This window comes from Mucilaginibacter sp., assembly GCF_028288205.1.
Classification (GTDB): domain Bacteria; phylum Bacteroidota; class Bacteroidia; order Sphingobacteriales; family Sphingobacteriaceae; genus Mucilaginibacter.
Map to the genome: position 1 here is coordinate 80,824 of NZ_JAQBOD010000062.1, position 20,701 is coordinate 101,524.

A 20,701-nucleotide genomic window follows, 5' to 3' on the forward strand; every position below is an offset into this window, starting at 1 on the left:
TTTGCAAAACCAATCTTAATTACCAATCTTCAACCTCTAATCACCAATTAACTAATCACTATGCGAAGCATTTGTGTTTTCTGCGGGGCCAACTTCAATGGGGACCCTGTTTTAAAAGAAGCTGTCGGGCTATTGGCCGAAGTAATGGTAAATAAAAATATCACCTTAATTTTTGGAGGGGGTAAAGTAGGCGTAATGGGTATTATAGCTGATGCTGTTTTACAACGTGGCGGCAAGGCGATAGGTGTTATTCCGGGTTTTTTAATGGATAAGGAAGTTGGCTATACCGGCTTAACCGAAATGCATATTGTTGCGAACATGCACCAACGCAAACAGTTAATGAACGATCTTTGCGATGGCGTTATTATGCTGCCCGGCGGCTTTGGTACGCTGGAGGAATTTTTCGAAGTTTTAACCTGGCTGCAACTGGGATTGCACCAACATCCCATAGGTGTATTAAACGTAAATGGTTTCTATGATAACCTGTTAAAGCAAATGGATGTTATGGTTGAGCAGCGCTTTCTAAAGCCGGTTAACCGCAAATTGGTCATTACATCAGCCGATGCTATTGAGTTGGTAAACTTGATGGAAAATGTAAAAATTGAACCCGATGATGTTTGGTTCAAAGATAGAAACCTTACTTAAAAGGTATAATAATCAAATTATCTTACCGGCCTGGCCTGGTATGCAAAACAGGCTGCTAAGGTAACCGGGGGTATCTGCGTAATTAATACTAAACTGTATATGCGTGCAAGTACATTAAAACGCCTGCACAAATAGGCTATTGTTAAAATTATCATTATTAAGAGTTTAATCAAATAGTTATACGAATTAAAGAATTATTAGTTGCGTTTGCAAATCTTTTTGTAATGAAAAAGTTACAGTATGATTTTTACAGATCAGACAGATAAAAAATGCTGTTCATGCCGTTTTTTATCTAAATTGTATTTTTCTGTAACAATCTGCCATGAATATTGAATTCAATAAAAACGAAGATATTAACAAACAGCTAATGTTTGAAGTAAACACAAAGCTGAAAAAAATATACCTGGGTGGTGGCGAAAAAGCCGCGGCCAAACAAAAAGAAAAAGGTAAAATGCTTGCCCGCGAGCGCGTAGCCTATTTATTAGATAAAGATTCTTCTTGGTTGGAGGTTGGCGCTTTTGTGGGCGATGGTATGTATGCCGAGCATGGCGGCTGCCCGTCGGGCGGTGTTATAACCGGTATTGGTTATATATCTGGCAGGCAATGTGTAATTGTGGCTAATGATGCAACGGTAAAGGCCGGGGCATGGTTCCCCATTACCGCTAAGAAAAACCTGCGCGCGCAGGAAATTGCCATGGAAAACCGCTTGCCTATTATTTATTTGGTTGACTCGGCAGGGGTTTATTTGCCCTTACAGGACGAGATTTTTCCGGATAAAGAACATTTCGGCCGTATTTTCAGGAACAACGCTATCATGAGCAGTATGGGTGTTATCCAGATATCTGCCATAATGGGTTCGTGCGTAGCAGGCGGCGCTTACTTGCCTATTATGAGCGATGAGGCCATGATAGTAGAGGGAACAGGTTCTGTTTTTCTTGCCGGATCATTTTTAGTAAAATCTGCTATAGGCGAGGATATTGATAATGAAACGTTAGGCGGTGCTACTACCCATTGCGAAATATCGGGCGTTACAGATTATAAACAGCCTGATGATAAAACTTGTTTAGATTCTATCCGCAACATCATGAGTATGGTAGGCGATTTTAACAAAGCCGGATTCGATCGTATAAAGCCCGTTACGCCTAAACTGGATATGAAAGATATATACGGTATACTGCCTGATAACCGTGAGAAAGCCTATGATATGCGCGAAATAATTTTGCGTTTATTGGATAATTCTGAATTTGAAGAATACAAAGAAGGTTACGGACAATCAATTATCTGTGGTTTAGGGCGTGTGGATGGTTGGGCGGTAGGCATTGTTGCTAACCAGCGCAAAGTCATCAAATCAAAAAAAGGCGAGATGCAATTTGGCGGCGTTATTTATTCAGACTCGGCCGATAAAGCCACCCGCTTTATCATGAACTGTAATCAAAAGAAAATACCGTTGGTATTTCTGCAGGATGTTACCGGCTTTATGGTAGGTAGCCGGTCCGAGCAAGGTGGCATTATTAAAGATGGTGCCAAGATGGTTAACGCGGTTGCCAATTCGGTTGTACCAAAATTTACGTTTATTATAGGTAACTCTTACGGCGCGGGCAATTATGCCATGTGCGGCAAAGCTTACGACCCGCGGTTGATTTACGCGTGGCCATCTGCAAAAATAGCGGTTATGGGCGCCTCGCAGGCGGCAAAAACTTTAGTGCAAATGCAGGCGGCAGGTATGAAGGCAAGGGGAGAAGATGTTAATCAACCAAAAGAAGATGAATTATTAAAACAAACAACAGACCGCTATAACGCGCAAACAACACCTTATTACGCCGCTGCCCGGCTTTGGATTGATGGCATAATAGACCCGTTAGAAACACGTACCATTATATCTATGGGTATTGAAGCGGCAAATCATTCGCCTATAGAAAAGCAATTTAATGTGGGAATAATTCAAACATAATTGATTAACAGGAGTTTTATATTTTTACGGCATAAACCCAAAACCATGAAAAAACTCATATTTACACTAACCATTTGTATCGCAACAGTATACATGGCTTCTGCACAAATTATTCCAAGCTTTCAGTTTGGATTAAAGGGTGGAATAAATTTAACCAGTATTTCAAAAACAGGCACATTTAACAGCAGTAACCAGGCAGGCTATTTAGGCGGTGTATGGATGCGATTTGGAGCGTTAGGTTTCAACGTTCAGCCGGAGGCTTATGTAACCAGCAAAAACGTAACTGTAGACGGTTTTAAGGCCAAATTTACCAGTGTTGATGTTCCCGTATTATTTGGCGGCAAGGTTGGCGCATTTGGTTTCGGCGCCAGGTTTTATACCGGACCTGTAGTATCATTTGCTATTAATAAAGATCAGAATTATGGTAGTGCAGCAGGCAATATCGCTCACTTAAATTATAAAGATCAAAACTACGCCTGGCAGTTTGGTACAGGCATAGACATCCGCAGTTTATCTGTTGATCTGCGGTACGAGGCCGGTTTAACCAAGCAGGATTATGGTGCAAACTCTACCAAAATTAACCTGTTCAATTTATCGCTGGCTTATAAATTATTCTAAAATTTGTGCCCCCAACATTACGGCATCATATGGTTGCTGCCGTAATTAGAAGGGCTATGAGAAGACAACAAGTAAATACTATAAAATACATAAAAGTAGCACCTAATAGTTTGCTTATTGTTCTCCATCTGCTGCGATTGTAAAATACCCTTAATGAACGGTATAAATACCAAATAATTCCAACGGTGGCCGCGAAGTTTAACCAATCATACAGGCTCCAGCTTTTGGGTATAATTAGTTCAATCAGCATAATAATTGCCAGGAAAAGAAACAGGAAACAATGCAGGTGGAAAGTGAATATCAGGTGTTCAACATAATATTTTTTGTTTCTCCAAAAAGTGATCTTGAATATAAGCGCACATAATGGCAGCATCAGGAACATCATTTTTGGCATATTATGTTTATACTCTTCAAAAAATACATCCCTGGCTCGCGATCCGTATTTTTCTTTGTAGTAGAATGCTTTTTTGTTATATATTCTTTTGAAAAATCCATCACGCTTTTTGGGTAATAGTTTTTGCTGCGATGCTACATATTGCGTGTAAGTAGTATCATGCGTTGCTCCTGGAAACAGATAAGATTTGTTAATTAATGATTTTTCATTATCAGTATCAATGGTATCCTCATGTTTAGCAGCTGTATCAATGTTCTTTTTTGCGTTTATAATGGCAGCTTTTGCAAAAGCAGGCATCCGTGGATTTTTAACAACACTATCTAATACTTTATTTGTAGAAGCAAGCTCTTTTTTAGTAACGGCCTTGCTTTTGGTATGGGTTACTTTTATTGGCTCGTTACCGGTTTTAAATAACAACAGAAAGTAAACCAAACTTATAAATATGTACATTTTTACAGGATGCAGGTATTGCACCCGCCTGCCGGCCATATATTCATTGGTAAGTTTACCCGGTTGAAATAATAAAGGTTTAAGAGTATGAAAAAACTGGTGGTCGAAGTGAAAGTAATCACTTATGGCATGGTTCATCATGTGGCCAAAGTTTTCCCTTATCTGCAGGTTTTCCTGGCCGCATACATGGCAAAACTTCCCCTGTAATTCTGCTCCGCAGTTTAAGCAATCAGTTTCCTTACGGTAATGTTTTTTCATTAGTGATAATCAGGCTGTAGGTTGATTATAAATATTAAAACTTCTATGCGTGTTGTATGGCACGCGCTAATGCCACATTGTGCCTATATCTAAATATAAACGGGAAGATAATAGCAATTGCCAATGCATATCCTGCAAAGCTAAGCCATATGCCATGCCAGTTCTTGCTTTGGTCGGCATTTGTAAAAAAGCTTTGAATAACAAGTCCGCTTATCAAACTTCCAAAAAATGCGCCGAAACCATTTACCATCATCATAAATAGTCCCTGCGCACTACCCCTTATCTCGGGCGTTGTTTGAGTTTCAATAAATAAAGATCCCGAAATATTAAAAAAGTCGAACGCCATACCATATACAATACATGACATCACGATCATCCATAAGCCATCGGCAGGATCACTAAATGCGAAAAGGCCAAAGCGTAACACCCAGGCTAACATACTAAACAGCATTACATATTTAATTCCAAACTTGCGCAGAAAAAAAGGTATGGCTAAAATGAACAGTGTTTCGGATACCTGGGATATGGACATAATGATGGCAGGATATTTTACCGCTATCAGGTCCTTATATGCCGGTACATTTTTAAAATCATGAATAAAGGTATCCCCATAAGCATTAGTGAGCTGTAACGCGGCTCCTAAAAGCATGGAGAATGCAAAGAAAATAGCGAATTTAGGAGTTTTAAACAGTGCGAATGCATTTAACCCAAGCAGGTTTACTATGGACTTATTATCAACCGTTGTTAAAAGCGGGGGGCATTTTGGGAGAGTGAAAGAGTAAATGCCCAATATTAAAGCCACTGCAGACGCGATATAGAACTGGTTGGCAGATGTTTCGTTATGTGTTAAGCTTACTACCCATAGCGCTGCTATAAAACCTATAGTTCCCCAAATTCGGATAGGCGGGTAATCTTTTACAACGTCTTTACCATCAGTTTTTAAGGCGGAGTAAGCCACTGTTATGGATAAAGATAACGTTGGCATATAGAATATCATGTTTAGTAATATCACCCAAAAAAACGTGGTAGGATTAGTTACAAGCGGGATACTAAATAACACCAATGCACCCAGAATATGCATAATGCCATAAAGCTTTTCGGCATTAATAAATTTATCTACCATAATGCCGGTAATGGTAGGCATAAATATGGCCGAGATACCCATGGTAGAGAAAATGGCCCCGAACTGTGCACCCGACCATCCTTTATTTTGAAACCAATATGCCCCGATAGTTATCAGCCAGGATCCCCATATAAAAAATTGCATAAAATTCATCAGTATCAAGCGAAACTTAATATTCATACAGTCCTGGTTTAGATAAAATTATATCAGTTAAATTAAAAACGGAAAGTAATGAATTTAATGCAAAATTGGAAGATGAAAATAATAAAGCGAGGGGGATATTATAATATCATTACTCCCGGCTTATTAACCACCGGTAATTTGATAAAATTAGAATCAACAATACTTTCGGGTAGGAAAATAAACTTTTTATCATATATCTGTGTGCCGATATAGTAGCTTACCCAGTATTCATTATTTAAGCCAAATGTTTGCTCATCAATAAGCTCAATCTGTTTATAACTAACCTTAGGTACAATTGGAAACATATGTCGCAGCGTAGATGTCTTAACAGGTTCGCCATTCTTTTCGCCATAACCTTTCGAGGTTATCAGCACATTCTCAATGGCCTCTTTTTTTAAGTTAATAAGGTATACATGCCATGTCTTACTCTCCGCGTTCTCACTTTCCAAAGCTACAGCTACGGCAATATCTTTTACGTTATTTTCGGGAAGATCTTTAATCATTTTTTAGTTGATTTGTTGTATTGAGTTGATTAAGTGAATGGTTTATATTCAACAAACAACTCACTTAATCAACCTAATTAACTGCTCACTTCTTCTTTGCAAACTTTTTACTGCCTTTTTTAGGGGCCTTACTATCCGCGTCTGCTAATGCTTTACATTGTTCAAACGTTAAGGTTAGCGGGTCTGTTATATCCTTCGGTATTTTAACGTTTTGCTTACCAAATTCTATATAAGGTCCCCAACGGCCATTCAATACTTTAACGGTTGGGTCCTCATCAAAAGCTTTAATTAGCTTTTCAGCATCTTTTTTACGCTTTTCAGTTATCAGTTCAATCGCTTGCTCTTCGGTTACATCAAGCGGGTCAATTTCTTTAGGTAAAGAAACAAAAGCGCTGTTATGGCTAATATACGGGCCAAATCTGCCAATGGCAACTTTCATTGGTTTACCTTCATATTCGCCAACAACTTTAGGTAATTTAAACAGTTCAAGCGCTTCTTCTAAAGTGATGGTCTCTATACTTTGCCCGGTGCGCAGGCTGGCATACAAAGGCTTATAATCCTTATTGTCATCACTGGCATTTTCGCCCACCTGTACAAACGGGCCGTAACGGCCAATACGTACAGATACTTTCTCGCCTTTTTCAGGATGAATGCCCAGGTCACGTACTCCGGTTGCCTTATCGGCCGTTTCTATAGTATTTTGTACATCCGCGTGAAAAGGCTTGTAAAAATTGCCTATCATGGTAGTCCATTCTTCTAATCCCTGCGCTATTTCGTCAAATTGTTTTTCAACTTTAGCGGTAAAGTTAAAATCAACAATACCTTTAAAATGCTGCACCAGGAAATCATTTACTACCGCGCCTATATCAGTAGGGAATAGTTTACCCCGTTCAGCACCTGTATTTTCGGTTCTCTCTTCTTTAGAAACGCTTTTGTTCTTCAGCGTTAAAACCCTGAATTTTCGTTGCTTGCCTTCACGTTCCTCTTTTACTACATAACCACGGTTTTGTATAGTAGAGATGGTAGGAGCGTAGGTAGACGGACGGCCAATACCCAACTCTTCTAATTTCTTAACCAAACTGGCCTCTGTATATCTTGCCGGAGGGCGTGAAAAACGCTCTGTCGCCAACATTTCTTCCAACTCCAGCCGCTGGCCTTTAGTTAAAGGTGGCAGCATGGCATTATCACCATCCTGTTGGGTGTCATCCTCGTCATCGTCTGATTCCAGGTAAACCTTCAGGAAACCATCAAACTTCATCACCTCGCCATTGGCAACCAATTCCTCTTTACGGGTTGATATACTGATCTTAGCAGTAGTTTTCTCAAACTGTGCTTCACTCATTTGCGATGCGATGGCACGCTTCCATATTAATTCATAAAGGCGCTTTTCGCTGTTATCACCATCAATAGTATGGTTGTTAAAATAAGTTGGGCGGATAGCTTCGTGAGCTTCCTGCGCGCCGGCACTCTTGGTTTTATATTTTCTGTGCTGATGATATTTATCACCATACGCAGATATAATTTGTTGTTCAGCAGCTTGTAAAGCAGTTTCAGATAAATTAACAGAGTCGGTACGCATATAAGTAATATGCCCGGCTTCATAGAGCTTTTGTGCTACCTGCATAGTACGTGAAACCGAGTAGCCTAACTTACGGCTGGCTTCTTGTTGTAGGGTAGAGGTAGTGAACGGCGCGGCCGGCGAACGTTTTGCAGGTTTGGTTTCTAATGATTTAACGTCAAAATCTGCATCTATACAGTCTGTTAAAAACTTCTCTGCATCTTCCTGTTGGCTGTAGCGCTCGGCTAATTCAGCTTTAAAAGACTGTTTGCCTTTACCAAAAATGGCTGCTATTTTAAAAGCCGCTTCTGATTTAAATTTATTGATCTCGCGTTCGCGTTCAACTATTATTCTTACTGCAACTGATTGTACCCTTCCTGCTGATAGTGAGGGTTTTACTTTCTTCCATAAAACAGGCGAAAGCTCAAAACCTACCAATCTATCTAAAACACGGCGGGCTTGTTGCGCGTTAACCAGGTTGTAATCTATTTTACGGGGATTATCTATAGCGGCCATTATAGCCGGCTTGGTTATCTCATGAAAGACAATACGCTTGGTGGTAGCGTCCTTTAAATTTAAAGTATCAAATAAATGCCATGATATAGCCTCTCCCTCGCGGTCCTCGTCCGATGCAAGCCAAACCATGTCAGCTTCTTTAGCCAGCTTCTTTAACTCGGCCACTATCTGCTTCTTATCTGCCGGTACTTCATATTTTTGTTCAAAGTTATTGGCTATATCAATGGCGTCTTCAGATTTAACCAGGTCGCGGATGTGCCCATAACTTGACTTAACTGTAAAGTCTTTACCCAGGTATCCCTCAATGGTTTTAGCTTTCGCCGGAGATTCAACTATTAATAGATTTTTAGCCATTTAGTACACTTATTTTTTGCAAATAAAGGATAAAGTATGCGAAACGCAAATTTAATTTGGGTTGATTGGGTTGAATAGTTGATTAAGTGAGTGGTTGTGTGGATGACAAGTAAATTAAAACCATGAAACTTAATCAACTCAATAAACCACTCACTCCCGTAGGGGACTACATTAAAAATCCACCGCCCAGCAGGTCATTTCCCTCATAAAATACAGCAGACTGCCCGGGAGCAATGCCTGATACCATATGGGTGAAATCAACCTTCATATGGTCGCCCATTTGTACAATGGTGCTTTCCGCACCGGCATCTTTATATCTTATCTTGGTGATAGCGTTTAAAGGTTCAGTAATATTTTCGTATTTAACCAGGTTAAGGTTTTTAACCCACGCTTGTTTGCGTTGCAGTTCATCCTCGGTACCTAACACTACGGTATTGGTAACCGGGTCAATGCTGGTTACAAACATAGGATGACCTAAAGCAATACCCAACCCCCTGCGTTGGCCTATGGTGTAAAACGGATAGCCCTGGTGTTTGCCTACTATAGTGCCGTCTGTTAACGCGAAGTTGCCACCGGCAACACGTTGCTCCAGATCCCCAACTTTGTGTCTTAAAAAGGCTCTGTAGTCGTTATCCGGCACAAAGCATATTTCATAGCTTTCGCTTTTTCCGGCTAATTCTATCTGGCCCATATCCATAGCCATCTGCCTGATCTCGGGTTTGGAGAAACTGCCTAACGGAAATTTTGTGCGGGCAAGGTTTTGTTGCGATACGCCCCAAAGCACATACGATTGATCTTTATTTTCGTCTTTACCCTTTGATATAACGTATCTGCCATTATCCTGTAAACGAATATTGGCATAATGCCCGGTAGCAATGTGCTCACAATCTAATTTATTGGCACGTTTTAATAAGGCGTCCCATTTAATGTGGGTATTACATAATACACATGGGTTAGGGGTGCGGCCGGCAAGATATTCATCAACAAAATTATCGATCACAAAATCGCCAAACTCATTTCTGATATCCAATATATAATGCGGGAACCCGTAACCAACGGCCAGGGCGCGGGCATCATTAATACTATCTAAACTGCAACAGCCTGTTTCTTTTGAGCTGCCACCTGCAGAAGCATAGTCCCAGGTTTTCATAGTAAGCCCGATAACTTCATAGCCCTGCTCATGCAGCATCACTGCCGCTACCGAGCTATCAACCCCGCCGCTCATTGCCACTAAAATTCTTCCGTGCTTACTCATATTGGCTGCAAAGATACATTATTGTGATTTAGGATGATAGGGGATGAAGTCAGCTAATGGTAAAATGGTGAGTTGTTATTTTGTGTTCAATATCGCTGCGTTCATTTTTATGTAACTGAAGTATATGATTATATAATCTTTATAAATAATTGATTATCAATATATATTTCTTATTAGTTAACTCCATATTTGGTAGTTATATAAACTATTTGCCTCTCATAATTCACTACTCATTAATCCAAACCGTTTTTATATTTACAAATTCATGTATCCCAAACATGCCCAGTTCACGGCCATAGCCTGATTCTTTAATGCCACCAAATGGCAAACGCGGATCTGATTTAACCATGGCATTAACAAAACATGAACCTGCTTCTATTTGAGTTGAGGCTATTAATTCGCCTTTGATTTTATCATTTGTAAACACCGCGGCGCCTAATCCAAATACGCTGTCATTAGCAATTCGTATGGCATCTGTTTCGTCCCTGGCAGAAATAATAGCAGCTACCGGGCCAAATAATTCCTCATCATAAGCCGGCATTCCTTTTTTTACTTTGGTTAATATGGTGGGTGGGTAATAAGCATTATTTCCTTTAGGCAGTTCACCGCCTAAAATACATTTAGCCCCTTTTTTAATGGACCGTTTTACCTGGTTATGCAATTCATCACGCAGATCAACCCGTGCCTGCGGACCGATATCGGTGGCTTCATTTAATGGATCGCCCATTATTTTAGCTTTCATTTTTTTGTAGAAAAGCTTTATAAATTCCTTTTCGACAGATTTAACTACGATAAACCTTTTAGCTGCTATGCAGCTTTGCCCGCTGTTTATAATGCGGCTATTAACGCATGTTTCCGCTGCTTTATCCAGGTCGGCATCTTCCAAAATTACATAAGCATCACTGCCGCCTAATTCTAATACCGTCTTTTTTATTAATAAGCCGGCTTTAGCGGCAACTTTTTTTCCGGCATTTGTGCTCCCGGTAATTGTCACTGCTTTTATTAACGGGTTTTCAATTATCTTATCAATTTTATCACTGCTTACCAGGATTGTTTGAAATACGTTTTCTGGAAACCCGGATTGTTCAACAATCCCCTGGATAGCTATAGCGCAGCCCGGCACATTTGATGCATGTTTTAATATGCCGCAATTACCGGCAGCTAAAGCAGGGGCCAGAAAGCGAAATACCTGCCAGAATGGAAAGTTCCACGGCATAATAGCTAACACAACCCCTATTGGCTGAAAAGTTATAAAACTTTTTGAAGCCTCGGTTTTAACCAATTGATCCTTTAAAAAGCCGACGGCATTTTTAGCATAATAATCGCAAACTGAGGCACATTTCTCAACTTCGGCAATACCTTGTTTTATTGGTTTACCCATTTCTAAAGCCATTAACCGCGCCAGTTCATTTTTTTGATTTAACAACACTTTAGCCATGTTAACCAAATAATAACTACGTGCTGTAAATGATGATTCTTTCCATTTGAGCCAGGCCGCATGTGTTTGTTCAATATTTAGTTTAACCTGTTTATTGGTATGCGATCTGTAATGATCAATAGTTTTACCATTTGCCGGATTTACTGAGAATATGTCCATAGAATTTTTTATTTAATTACTTGTAATCAACTAAGTAATAGTCCATGAAAAGACGGTATACAAATTTACATCAATAGTATTGTACCGGTGGGGTCGCAAACTAAAAAAAAGTGTTTCACATCAGGTGTTTCACCCCGAATTTGCAAAAATCAGGAAAACAGCATAAAATACTAATTATAAGGTATTTATACCAATTTACTTAAAGTATTTGTACTGTTTCAAAGTGTTTCACTCATTTTATCAAGTTACTAAATATCAATAAGTTAACCTAAAAGAGTGTTTCATGTGTTTCATTATTTTGTGAAACACTTTGCCCCCCATTTTTTAATGCAATAACGTAATAATTATTACTGTCCTGGCAGGATGCGCTACGAGAAACTGCTGCGAAGAGGTTAGTTTTTAACTTTATGGACGTGTTTGTCCGTTTCCTTTAACTAACCATTTATAGCTGGTTAGTTCCTGCAGGCCCATTGGGCCGCGCGCGTGGAGCTTTTGAGTACTAATGCCTATTTCTGCACCCAAACCAAACTGGGCCCCGTCAGTAAACGCCGTGGACGTATTAACGTATACTGCTGCTGCATCAACCCGGTTTAAAAAGGTTTCCATATTTTCAGGATCTTCTGTAATAATAGCTTCGCTGTGTTTTGAGCTATGTACTGCAATATGGTCAAGCGCTTGCTGAAAAGTATCAACTGTTTTAACAGCCATTTTCATTGATAAAAACTCGGTACCAAAGTGTTCAGGTCCGGCTTTATGTAAAAGTTGCACAGGATAACTTTCTTTTAATACAATATATGATAATTCATCAGCAAAAATTTCTACCCCGGCTTCGCCTAATGGTTTAGCCAATGCAGGCAGATCCTTTAATCGTTCCGAATGGATAATGGCGCAATCCAGCGCGTTACACACGCTTACTCTGCGGGTTTTTGAATTAAAAATAATATCAGTTCCTTTTTTCAAATCGGCAGATTCATCAAAATAAGTATGAACAATACCGGCTCCTGTTTCAATTACAGGCACTTTACTGGTTTGCCTTACATGGTTAATTAAACCCTGGCTACCGCGTGGAATAATCACGTCAACGTACCCCACCGCGTTTAACAGCGCATCGGCTGCTTCCCGCTCTACAGGCAGGAGAGTGGTTACATTAACATCAATATTATTTTTTGATAGTACTTTATGGATAACAGAAATAATAGCCTGGTTAGAGTAAGCCGCATCACTTCCTCCTTTTAAAATACTGATATTGCCTGTTTTAAAGCATAATGTAAACACATCAAAGGTAACATTGGGCCTTGCTTCATATATTACACCTATAGTACCTAAAGGCACGCTTATCTTTGAAATGTGTAAGCCATTCGGCATTGTTTTTTCTGAAAGTATATGCCCTAACGGGTTTTCTAAGCCAGCTACATTTATAATATCCTTAGCAATATCCTGTATGCGCCCAGCAGTAAGCTTTAATCTGTCATAGTTTGGATTAGTACTATCCATACGGTCAAGATCTTTTTGATTCTCTTCCAGCAAATAATTTGTTTGCGCGATGGCTTCTGCCGCCAGATCTATCAATACGCGGTTAATCGTTTCCGATGTTATATTCAGCTTCCTTGCAGCTATCTGTGCATTTTCAAAATATTGGTTATAGCTCATTTTATTAACCTAATAAATAAAGATAATCATAATGTACCAGTGGCTTTTGGTTTTTTTTGCCCATGCTTTCTATTGCCTTATCGGCGCCATATTCGGCAATACCCAAGCCTATTAGTTCATTTTGTTCATCAATCAGTTTAATTATTTCGCCTTTTTTAAAGTCGGTTAAAATGTTCACAATTCCAACTGGTAATAAACTGGTAGCCTTGCTTGATATAAGAGCGATTTTAGCTCCGGCATTAACCTGTACAATACCTGTAGCCGATTTCTCTGAATGGGCTATCCATTTCTTCTTTTCGGATGCTGTTTTATTAGGAATGAAACGCGTATGTGGTACTGTATTGGTAAGAATATCTGTCAAAATATTATCCCTTGTACCATTAGCAATATGTACAGCTATACCCAAACGTGCTGTTTTTTGCGCCATATGCGATTTTGTTATCATGCCACCACGCCCAAATTGCGACCGGCCCGAAGTGACAAATGAGGCAAAATCGATGCCAGTATCAATAACTTCTTCAATTATAGCCGATCCTTCGTCATTAGGGTTGCCATCATAAATGCCATCAACATTGGTTAAAATAATAAGGGCCTGGGCATTTAACATAGAAGCAATAAGCCCGGCCAGCTCATCATTATCAGTAAACATGAGTTCGGTTACCGATACTACATCATTTTCATTTACTATTGGGATAACCTGGTGCTGCAATAATATCTCCAGGCAGTTTTTCATGTTTAAATAATGCTGCCTGCCTTTAAAATCTTCGGTTGTTACCAGTACTTGTGAGCATAATATATTGTGTTTTTCAAATAATTGCGCATAAGTATTAATGAGTTTAACCTGCCCTATAGAAGCCAATAACTGGCGTGCTGCTATAGCATCATATTTATCAGAAACGGTTATCAAACTTCTTCCCGCAGCAACAGCGCCTGATGATACTAATATTACCTCGACACCTTGCTGTTTTATAGTTGAAATTTGCTCTGCCAGTTTGCTTATACGTTGCTGGTCTGGCAAGCCATTGCTTTGGGTTAAAACGTTCGACCCAATTTTTATTACTATCCGTTTATAGCTAAATGCCATTATGTATTTATATAGAAAACGCTATAAATATCGTAATTATTAAGCTTATTGCTCGTATTTTAGATGAATAAGTTTAAAAATGACAATTAAAACTATTTTTTATAGCCAATTACGTGAAAATGAGCTGTTTTTAAATAAATAGATAAGAAAATATTAAAAAAACATATGATTTTTCACAAAAAGCATATGTTTTTAACATTTATTTAGCTTATAAAACCTTTAACATATTCCCTTGTGAGCTCTTCCTTCGGATTCAATAAAACTTCTTCAGTGGGGCCAAACTCAATGATCTTACCCATGTAAACAAAAATAATATAGTCTGATACGCGGCGGGCCTGGCGCAATATATGTGTTACTAAAACTATGGTATATTTTTGTTTTAAATTGATAAAAAGATCTTCAATTATATGGGTTGAAACGGGGTCTAATGCCGATGTTGATTCATCTCCCAAAATTATTTCGGGTTCTACAGCCAAACCACGTGCCAGGCAAAGACGTTGTTGCTGACCGATTGACAAACGGGTGGCCGATGCATTTAAACGATCTTTTACCTCATTCCAAAGACCGGTTGCCTTTAGTTGCAATTCAACCAGTTCGTCCAATTCACTTTTGTTGCGGATACCATGTATGCGCGGCCCGTATGCCACATTATCATAAATAGACATAGGTAAAGGATAGGGCCGTTGAGACAGGAGCCCCATTTTTTTACGGATATGGGTTACCTCTACGTTTGGGTCATATATGTTCTCACCGTCAACCAAAACCTTACCATCAATTTTTACATTGGCAGTATTATCCAGTAACCTGTTAAATGATTTTAGCAAAGTTGTTTTACCGCAGCCGGACGGGCCGATAATAGAAGTAACGCTCTTATTAGGGATGTTGATGTTTATATTTTTTAAAATGTGCTGATTTTCGATGTATACATTAAAATCCTGCACACTAATATGCGGAGTGTTTGTCATTTTAGATTTTGTGTTTAGAAAATTTCTTTATCAATAATTCGGCTAATACCGTGATGATCAACACCACAATAGTTAAAATTAACGCGGAAGCATAGGCGCGCCCCTGTACTTCTTCAACCGGGCTGCCCAGCTGGAAAAATATAGCAAGCGGTAGTGTAGCGGCAGGCTCATGTAATGAAGTGGGTATATTGTCACTAAACCCGGCAGTAAATAATACTGATGCAACATCGCCAATACCCCTGCCAAAAGATAACAGGATGGCGGTGAATATTCCCGGGCGTATTTGGCGCAAAATAACTTTAGCCGCTTCCCAACGTGTAGCGCCTAATGATAAGGCAGCATCACGCAGTTCGCCGGGAACTGTGCGTATTACTTCATCTAATGTACGTACCAGTATGGGTATAACTAATAAGGTTACGGCTATAATGCCGCCAAGTAATGATGCCCTTATGCCAAAATAAACCATTATTAAAAAACCGAACGCGCCATAAACTATTGAAGGTATCCCAAAAAGCACATCAAATGCCAGGCGTATCAGGTTTGATTTGAATTTTTTACCATCAATGTACATGTTGATATAAATGGCCACCGGGATACTTATAATAAGCCCAAGGATAGTAGCCCCACCGGCTATATATAATGAACCAATTATGGCATTTAACACGCCACCTTCTTTACCAATATAAAAACCACCACCTGGGATTTTGGTTATCATATCCAAATTCATGTACGGGACTCCCTTTGAAAATATGGTTCCTACTATCAGGAAGAAACTACCCGTTACTATTATAGTTGCCAATATCATGAGCACTTTAAAAAATAGCTCTTCTATTTTACGCTTTATCATGTTGTTAAATTCCTTTCTAAACGTGCCAGTATTACCCGCGATATAATGTTAAATAACAGGATGATGATAAAAAGTAATAAGGCGGCAAACATTAAAGCCGAATCATACAATGGTATAGACATCATTTCACCATAATTATTGGCTATAAGCGCCGGTAACGGGTATCCGGTATCAAAAACAGAATGTGGCACAACCGCATTATTACCGCAAACCATTAAAACCGCAATAGTTTCGCCAAACGCCCGTGATATGGCTAATACAGTAGCGGCTATTATACCGGGTGTTGCTTTACGGATAATAACCTTTTTTATAGTTTCCCATTTGGTTGCGCCGATAGATAGTGAAGCATCTTTCAGGTCCTGCGGTATGGTTGTGAGCACTTCTGTAATGATGCTTACTATCAGCGGAAATATCATTACCGCCAGTACTATACCGCCAGCTAATACGCTGTAACCGGTGGAGAACTCAATAAAATGCGGCGCTATATGTTCCTGTATAAGTGGTACAATAAACAATACCCCCCATACGCCGTAAATAACAGGCGGTATGCCTGATAACAGGTTAACAAAAGGTATTAATACCCGTTTAATTTTTGCATGAGCGTATTCTACCAAATAGAGTGAGGTAAATATGGAAAGAGGTAAGGCTATGATGATAGCAATTGCAGTTACCCATAAAGTACCCATTATAAATGGGTAGAAACCAAACAGGCCCTTCATGGGTTTCCAGGCGCTTTTGGTTAGCAGGTCAAACCATGAAAGTTTATTTAGAATAGGGATGGACCGATAGTATAAACCTATGCCTATCACAAAAACTAAAGAAACCGATGCCAGTGTAAACACCAGCATCAGTTTTGAAATAAATTTATCTTTTAGAAAGCGTATTCGCTGTAGTATCATTTTTAGTAGTATAAAGAAAGCTAATATAATTAAGTTTCCATAGATAGTTGGAAGCCTTTATTATTGTGCTTTCTTTAATTCTTCCTGCAATTTTTGTTTAGAAAGTGCGATGTATCCGTTCTCGTCAACAAATTTCTGGCCATCAGTTAATACATATTTTACAAACTCTACCAGTTCTTTTTTCTTTGGTTTTCCTTTAAAAAGGAAGCCAAGATTACGGGCAGGAGGAGAGGGGTATTTTCCGGTAGCAATAGCATCGGTCAATTCGTCAACTGTACTATAAAAATTTTCGTTAGCGTCAATTTTACCATTTCCGTTTACGTCGATGGGTAAAGCATGTACACCGGCAACCTGTTTGCGTGTTTTCAGGTCATATAAATAAGCTATGTTATTAAAGCCAATTGCAGTAACATCCTTTTTAACAGCTTGCGCTAAACCCGGATCGCCATATACAGCTACACCAAGCAAATCTTCTTGTTTCTTGTTGAAGTATTTTGCCCATGTTTCGGCAGCCCCGGCAGCGTCAGACCGGGTGTAGATATGAATTGGTACAGATACATTACCTGCCAATTGTTTCCAATCCTTTATGCTGCCGGTAACAAATACATTTAAAAACTGGTCTCTTTTAACGCCCTTCGCCAATAAAGCTGCCGCGTTAGGGTTTCCGGTGTTAAAAGTTGGTACAACCGCGTCTTTGGTTACATAGATGGTATAAGCGCCTTTTTTTACTTCTTCGGGACTAATATCGCGCGAAGCTAAGCCTATATCAACCAGGTTTGATAAGGCGTCGGTAATGCCTTTACCAGCACCGCCGGCCGAAATATTGAACTTAACCTTTGGATGCAGCTTCCTGAATTCCTCTGCCCATTTAACAGTAATAGGGTAAAGGGCGAAAGCACCTGAAATACTTATCGTTCCTTCCAGGTCATCATCAGCAAGAGTTGGTTTATTGATCTTATTAATAAATGATGAGGCTACTACCAATACACTTAGTGCCAGGGTAGTTAATAAGATGGTTTGATTTTTTGAGAATATCTTTTTCATATTATATAGGATTAACCTTGTTTAAAATTGTATCTGAATTTCTGCCGCGAATACATTGTTTTTAACCTGGGCGGTAGGTATCTCTTCGCGTTTGTATGTATAGTTAACATATAATTTTGTCCACGGGTTGAAGAAATAGTTAATGCCGCCTATATACCAGGTGCTGCGATCGGTATATACTACACTGTTCGGATCGTAAGTATCATATTTTGCTGCTAACTGCAGTTTTTTAGGTATGATAAAATAAGCAGCTTGTCCGTACCAGCCATCTCTTTTTATAAGGGCATCTGTACCTTTATCATATTCTGCGGTCAATGATAATGGGCCATATACATAACGGGCATCAAATCCCTGCCTGTTGCGCACCTGTGTCGCGGTAGAAGTACCATATATATCACGGCCATGATAAAAGTCATACGATAAGGCCAAGTTAGCAATAGGATGAACCGTAAATCTACCGGATACATCTTTATCCTGATTATTATCGGCTCTATTAATTCCATTACCATTTAATACCGCGAAGGTATAATCAAACAAGTAGTTGTCATTTAATTTTAAGAAACTACCACTAATTTGTGCACCAATATCGCGACCATTTTGATTGCCTAAAACGTCTTTTGCTCTTGCATTTAATGCTTCTCCCACCTGCGAGCGGTCAATTAACTCTAATTGACTATCGGAAGTTAAACTTTCTGCCGAAAATGGAATTTTAAACTGGCCCGCTGATATTTTTAAATAATCAGCGAACTTATATGTGGTATAACCATCTACCAATGCCGGTGTACCTGCAAATTCAACATATAATTCATAATCCCAATTATTGGATATAGCGCCTTTAAAATCAAGGCGGGCGCGACGTGTGTCGAAACCATCAATGCCTGATGTTCCCTGGAAACCCTGGTAACGTTCCTGGAATAAACCGGTTAAATTCAATGCTTTTCCAAGTGATAGCGGGAAAGTTTTTTGATTGTCTTTTTTCTGCTGTTCTTTCAACGCATTTTCAGAGCGGATAGAATCAGCTTCTGATTGGCTGATTACTTTTTTTTGGATAAGAAGATTTAACAAATCTTCACTTTGTTGTGCTTTTGCTGCAATAGCAGAGAATAGTATGGTAAATACAAATAATGATTTTAGTAGATATGCGTGTTTCATATATATAGTGATATTGTAATTGTAAAAAAGGTTAATGAAAATGGACTGTGTGTGTTATTGAATCAGCAACAGCAACAGCAACAACAGTAACGGAAAGAGGGGCTAATTGAATAACCCATTCGCATGGGTTTTAAGGTGTGGAAGTGTTTAAATATTTTCATTTAGTCTATTAATTCTATAATATCTACCTGTTTAGTAGTGTAAAAGTAAGATTAATATAATAGCATCCAAAAAATATTTTTAAATAATTTAAATATTAAGTGTATGTAATTGATTTTCAATATATTGAAATCCTTAAAAAATCGCAATACGGTATATTAAAAACAAAAAAGCGGGTAAGAAAACTTACCCGCTTAAATTATTATGATATGATTATATCTAATCAGCCACAGAACGCAGCATTAACGCACCGACTGTTACATTGGTACGGCTATCAATAATAATAGCGCCGCCATTGGCTTTGTTATCCTGATATTTATCAAAAGCTAATGGGTCGGCAGTTTTTATAATAATGCGGCCAATGTCATTTAACTTAAAATCTTCATTGTATTCTTTTTCAAGCGTATTGATATTAACCTTATAAAGTGTCTCCTGTATTTTGCACCGGGTCACCTTGCTGTTATGCTGTATAAAATAGGTGTGAGTGGTATCCAAAGCTCGGGTATCCATCCAACAAAGATCAGCCTCTATTAATTGTGATACTTCTGGTTGGTAGCTGCTGTTTACTAACAGATCGCCACGGCTTATATCAATTTCATCCTTTAAATGCACGGTTACAGACATACCTGCTACTGCTTCTTCAGGTTCTTTATCCAGCAACTCAATTTTTGTGATGGTAGAAGTAAAGCCTGATGGCAATACCGTAACCTTATCATTAACCTTAAATGATCCGCTTGATACACGACCGGCATAACCACGGTAATCATGCAGTTCATCGGTTTGCGGGCGTATAACCCACTGTACAGGGAAACGGGCATGTTCGGTGCTGTTATCAACAGATACATCAACTGTTTCCAGGAAGTGCAAAAGGCTTTCGCCTTTGTACCAGCTCATGTTTAACGAATTGTTAACAATGTTATCGCCCTTAAGTGCGCTTACAGGTATAGGATGAACGTTTTCAAGTCCAACTTTGCCGGCTAAGGTGTTATAATCTTTTAATATGTTATTATAAACTTCTTCGCTATAATCAACCATATCCATTTTGTTAATGCAAACAACAACCTGTTGTATACCTAATAACGCTACCAGGAAAGAGTGACGTATAGTTTGTTCAATAACACCTTTACGGGCATCGATCAAAATAATAGCCAGGTTAGCGTTTGATGCACCAGTTACCATATTACGGGTATATTGAATATGCCCCGGAGTATCGGCAATTATAAACTTACGTTTATCAGTTTGAAAATATTTGTAAGCTACGTCAATAGTAATGCCTTGTTCACGCTCGGCTTTTAGGCCATCGGTTAAAATTGCAAGGTCAATACTGCCATCATCATTTTTGCGGTTTGATGAATGCAAAGCTTCCAGCTGATCGGCTAATATTGAATCACTATCATATAGTAAACGGCCAATCAGGGTACTTTTACCATCATCAACACTACCTGCTGTTATAAATTTTAATATATCCATAATTATGATTTCGTATTTCGGATGTT

General features: G+C 39.0%; 17 protein-coding genes. 3 read left to right on the forward strand and 14 right to left on the reverse strand.

What is annotated here, in order from left to right; genetic code table 11:
• Positions 1 to 60 precede the first annotated feature (60 nt).
• The 3 genes from JWR23_RS16110 (at position 61) to JWR23_RS16120 (ending at position 3,214) form a co-directional block, all read left to right on the forward strand.
• Positions 61 to 645, forward strand: a complete 585-nt coding sequence (locus JWR23_RS16110) for a TIGR00730 family Rossman fold protein (protein ID WP_299517324.1) — start codon at positions 61 to 63, stop codon at positions 643 to 645.
• Positions 646 to 967: 322 nt separating this feature from the next.
• Complete coding sequence (locus JWR23_RS16115) at positions 968 to 2,596, forward strand: acyl-CoA carboxylase subunit beta (protein WP_299517325.1); 1,629 nt, start codon at positions 968 to 970, stop codon at positions 2,594 to 2,596.
• Between the two features lie 45 nt (positions 2,597 to 2,641).
• Positions 2,642 to 3,214 carry an outer membrane beta-barrel protein gene (locus JWR23_RS16120; protein ID WP_299517326.1) on the forward strand — a complete coding sequence of 191 codons (573 nt, stop codon included), beginning with the start codon at positions 2,642 to 2,644 and terminating at the stop codon, positions 3,212 to 3,214.
• Between the two features lie 25 nt (positions 3,215 to 3,239).
• On the opposite strand, the gene JWR23_RS16125 is transcribed toward JWR23_RS16120, so the two are convergent.
• The 14 genes from JWR23_RS16125 to JWR23_RS16190 all read right to left on the reverse strand — a co-directional run bounded on the left by JWR23_RS16125 (position 3,240) and on the right by JWR23_RS16190 (position 20,675).
• Complete coding sequence (locus JWR23_RS16125; protein WP_299517328.1) at positions 3,240 to 4,316, reverse strand: DUF3667 domain-containing protein; 1,077 nt, start codon at positions 4,314 to 4,316, stop codon at positions 3,240 to 3,242.
• A 43-nt stretch (positions 4,317 to 4,359) separates the two neighbouring features.
• Positions 4,360 to 5,619 carry a nucleoside permease gene (locus JWR23_RS16130; protein WP_299517329.1) on the reverse strand — a complete coding sequence of 420 codons (1,260 nt, stop codon included), beginning with the start codon at positions 5,617 to 5,619 and terminating at the stop codon, positions 4,360 to 4,362.
• Positions 5,620 to 5,720: 101 nt separating this feature from the next.
• The gene (locus JWR23_RS16135) at positions 5,721 to 6,125 is read right to left on the reverse strand and encodes a hypothetical protein (protein ID WP_299517331.1); all 405 of its coding nucleotides are present in this window, start codon (positions 6,123 to 6,125) and stop codon (positions 5,721 to 5,723) included.
• An 85-nt stretch (positions 6,126 to 6,210) separates the two neighbouring features.
• Positions 6,211 to 8,553: a type I DNA topoisomerase gene (topA, locus tag JWR23_RS16140; RefSeq protein WP_299517333.1), complete on the reverse strand. Its 2,343-nt coding sequence runs from the start codon at positions 8,551 to 8,553 to the stop codon at positions 6,211 to 6,213.
• Between the two features lie 166 nt (positions 8,554 to 8,719).
• Positions 8,720 to 9,808, reverse strand: coding sequence for a tRNA 2-thiouridine(34) synthase MnmA (gene mnmA / locus JWR23_RS16145; protein ID WP_299517334.1), 1,089 nt, complete (start codon positions 9,806 to 9,808; stop codon positions 8,720 to 8,722).
• Between the two features lie 226 nt (positions 9,809 to 10,034).
• Positions 10,035 to 11,405 (reverse strand): NAD-dependent succinate-semialdehyde dehydrogenase, encoded by a 1,371-nt coding sequence (locus JWR23_RS16150; protein ID WP_299517336.1) that lies wholly within the window; start codon positions 11,403 to 11,405, stop codon positions 10,035 to 10,037.
• A gap of 405 nt (positions 11,406 to 11,810) precedes the next feature.
• Positions 11,811 to 13,055 carry a glutamate-5-semialdehyde dehydrogenase gene (locus JWR23_RS16155; RefSeq protein ID WP_299517337.1) on the reverse strand — a complete coding sequence of 415 codons (1,245 nt, stop codon included), beginning with the start codon at positions 13,053 to 13,055 and terminating at the stop codon, positions 11,811 to 11,813.
• Positions 13,056 to 13,059: 4 nt separating this feature from the next.
• Complete coding sequence (gene proB, locus JWR23_RS16160; RefSeq protein WP_299517339.1) at positions 13,060 to 14,139, reverse strand: glutamate 5-kinase; 1,080 nt, start codon at positions 14,137 to 14,139, stop codon at positions 13,060 to 13,062.
• Positions 14,140 to 14,342: 203 nt separating this feature from the next.
• Complete coding sequence (locus JWR23_RS16165) at positions 14,343 to 15,104, reverse strand: phosphate ABC transporter ATP-binding protein (RefSeq protein WP_299517341.1); 762 nt, start codon at positions 15,102 to 15,104, stop codon at positions 14,343 to 14,345.
• Position 15,105: 1 nt separating this feature from the next.
• Positions 15,106 to 15,951: a PstA family ABC transporter permease gene (locus JWR23_RS16170; RefSeq protein WP_299517342.1), complete on the reverse strand. Its 846-nt coding sequence runs from the start codon at positions 15,949 to 15,951 to the stop codon at positions 15,106 to 15,108.
• Complete coding sequence (gene pstC, locus JWR23_RS16175; protein ID WP_299517344.1) at positions 15,948 to 16,850, reverse strand: phosphate ABC transporter permease subunit PstC; 903 nt, start codon at positions 16,848 to 16,850, stop codon at positions 15,948 to 15,950. Before pstC ends, JWR23_RS16170 begins: the two co-directional genes overlap by 4 nt.
• Positions 16,851 to 16,910: 60 nt before the next feature.
• Positions 16,911 to 17,894 carry a substrate-binding domain-containing protein gene (locus tag JWR23_RS16180; protein ID WP_299517345.1) on the reverse strand — a complete coding sequence of 328 codons (984 nt, stop codon included), beginning with the start codon at positions 17,892 to 17,894 and terminating at the stop codon, positions 16,911 to 16,913.
• 21 nt (positions 17,895 to 17,915) lie between these two features.
• Entirely contained in the window at positions 17,916 to 19,046 is a 1,131-nt protein-coding gene (locus JWR23_RS16185; protein WP_299517347.1) for a porin, read from the reverse strand.
• Between the two features lie 378 nt (positions 19,047 to 19,424).
• Positions 19,425 to 20,675, reverse strand: a complete 1,251-nt coding sequence (locus JWR23_RS16190) for a GTP-binding protein (protein ID WP_299517349.1) — start codon at positions 20,673 to 20,675, stop codon at positions 19,425 to 19,427.
• Between the last annotated feature and the right edge of the window lie 26 nt (positions 20,676 to 20,701).

Bases quoted from the DNA above. Each gene is read 5' to 3' on its own strand.
- JWR23_RS16110 (WP_299517324.1), top strand. From the start codon at position 61: ATGCGAAGCATTTGTGTTTTCTGCGGGGCCAACTTCAATGGGGACCCT.
- JWR23_RS16115 (WP_299517325.1), top strand. From the start codon at position 968: ATGAATATTGAATTCAATAAAAACGAAGATATTAACAAACAGCTAATG.
- JWR23_RS16120 (WP_299517326.1), top strand. From the start codon at position 2,642: ATGAAAAAACTCATATTTACACTAACCATTTGTATCGCAACAGTATAC.
- JWR23_RS16125 (WP_299517328.1), bottom strand. From the start codon at position 4,316: ATGAAAAAACATTACCGTAAGGAAACTGATTGCTTAAACTGCGGAGCA.
- JWR23_RS16130 (WP_299517329.1), bottom strand. From the start codon at position 5,619: ATGAATATTAAGTTTCGCTTGATACTGATGAATTTTATGCAATTTTTT.
- JWR23_RS16135 (WP_299517331.1), bottom strand. From the start codon at position 6,125: ATGATTAAAGATCTTCCCGAAAATAACGTAAAAGATATTGCCGTAGCT.
- topA (WP_299517333.1), bottom strand. From the start codon at position 8,553: ATGGCTAAAAATCTATTAATAGTTGAATCTCCGGCGAAAGCTAAAACC.
- mnmA (WP_299517334.1), bottom strand. From the start codon at position 9,808: ATGAGTAAGCACGGAAGAATTTTAGTGGCAATGAGCGGCGGGGTTGAT.
- JWR23_RS16150 (WP_299517336.1), bottom strand. From the start codon at position 11,405: ATGGACATATTCTCAGTAAATCCGGCAAATGGTAAAACTATTGATCAT.
- JWR23_RS16155 (WP_299517337.1), bottom strand. From the start codon at position 13,055: ATGAGCTATAACCAATATTTTGAAAATGCACAGATAGCTGCAAGGAAG.
- proB (WP_299517339.1), bottom strand. From the start codon at position 14,139: ATGGCATTTAGCTATAAACGGATAGTAATAAAAATTGGGTCGAACGTT.
- JWR23_RS16165 (WP_299517341.1), bottom strand. From the start codon at position 15,104: ATGACAAACACTCCGCATATTAGTGTGCAGGATTTTAATGTATACATC.
- JWR23_RS16170 (WP_299517342.1), bottom strand. From the start codon at position 15,951: ATGATAAAGCGTAAAATAGAAGAGCTATTTTTTAAAGTGCTCATGATA.
- pstC (WP_299517344.1), bottom strand. From the start codon at position 16,850: ATGATACTACAGCGAATACGCTTTCTAAAAGATAAATTTATTTCAAAA.
- JWR23_RS16180 (WP_299517345.1), bottom strand. From the start codon at position 17,894: ATGAAAAAGATATTCTCAAAAAATCAAACCATCTTATTAACTACCCTG.
- JWR23_RS16185 (WP_299517347.1), bottom strand. From the start codon at position 19,046: ATGAAACACGCATATCTACTAAAATCATTATTTGTATTTACCATACTA.
- JWR23_RS16190 (WP_299517349.1), bottom strand. From the start codon at position 20,675: ATGGATATATTAAAATTTATAACAGCAGGTAGTGTTGATGATGGTAAA.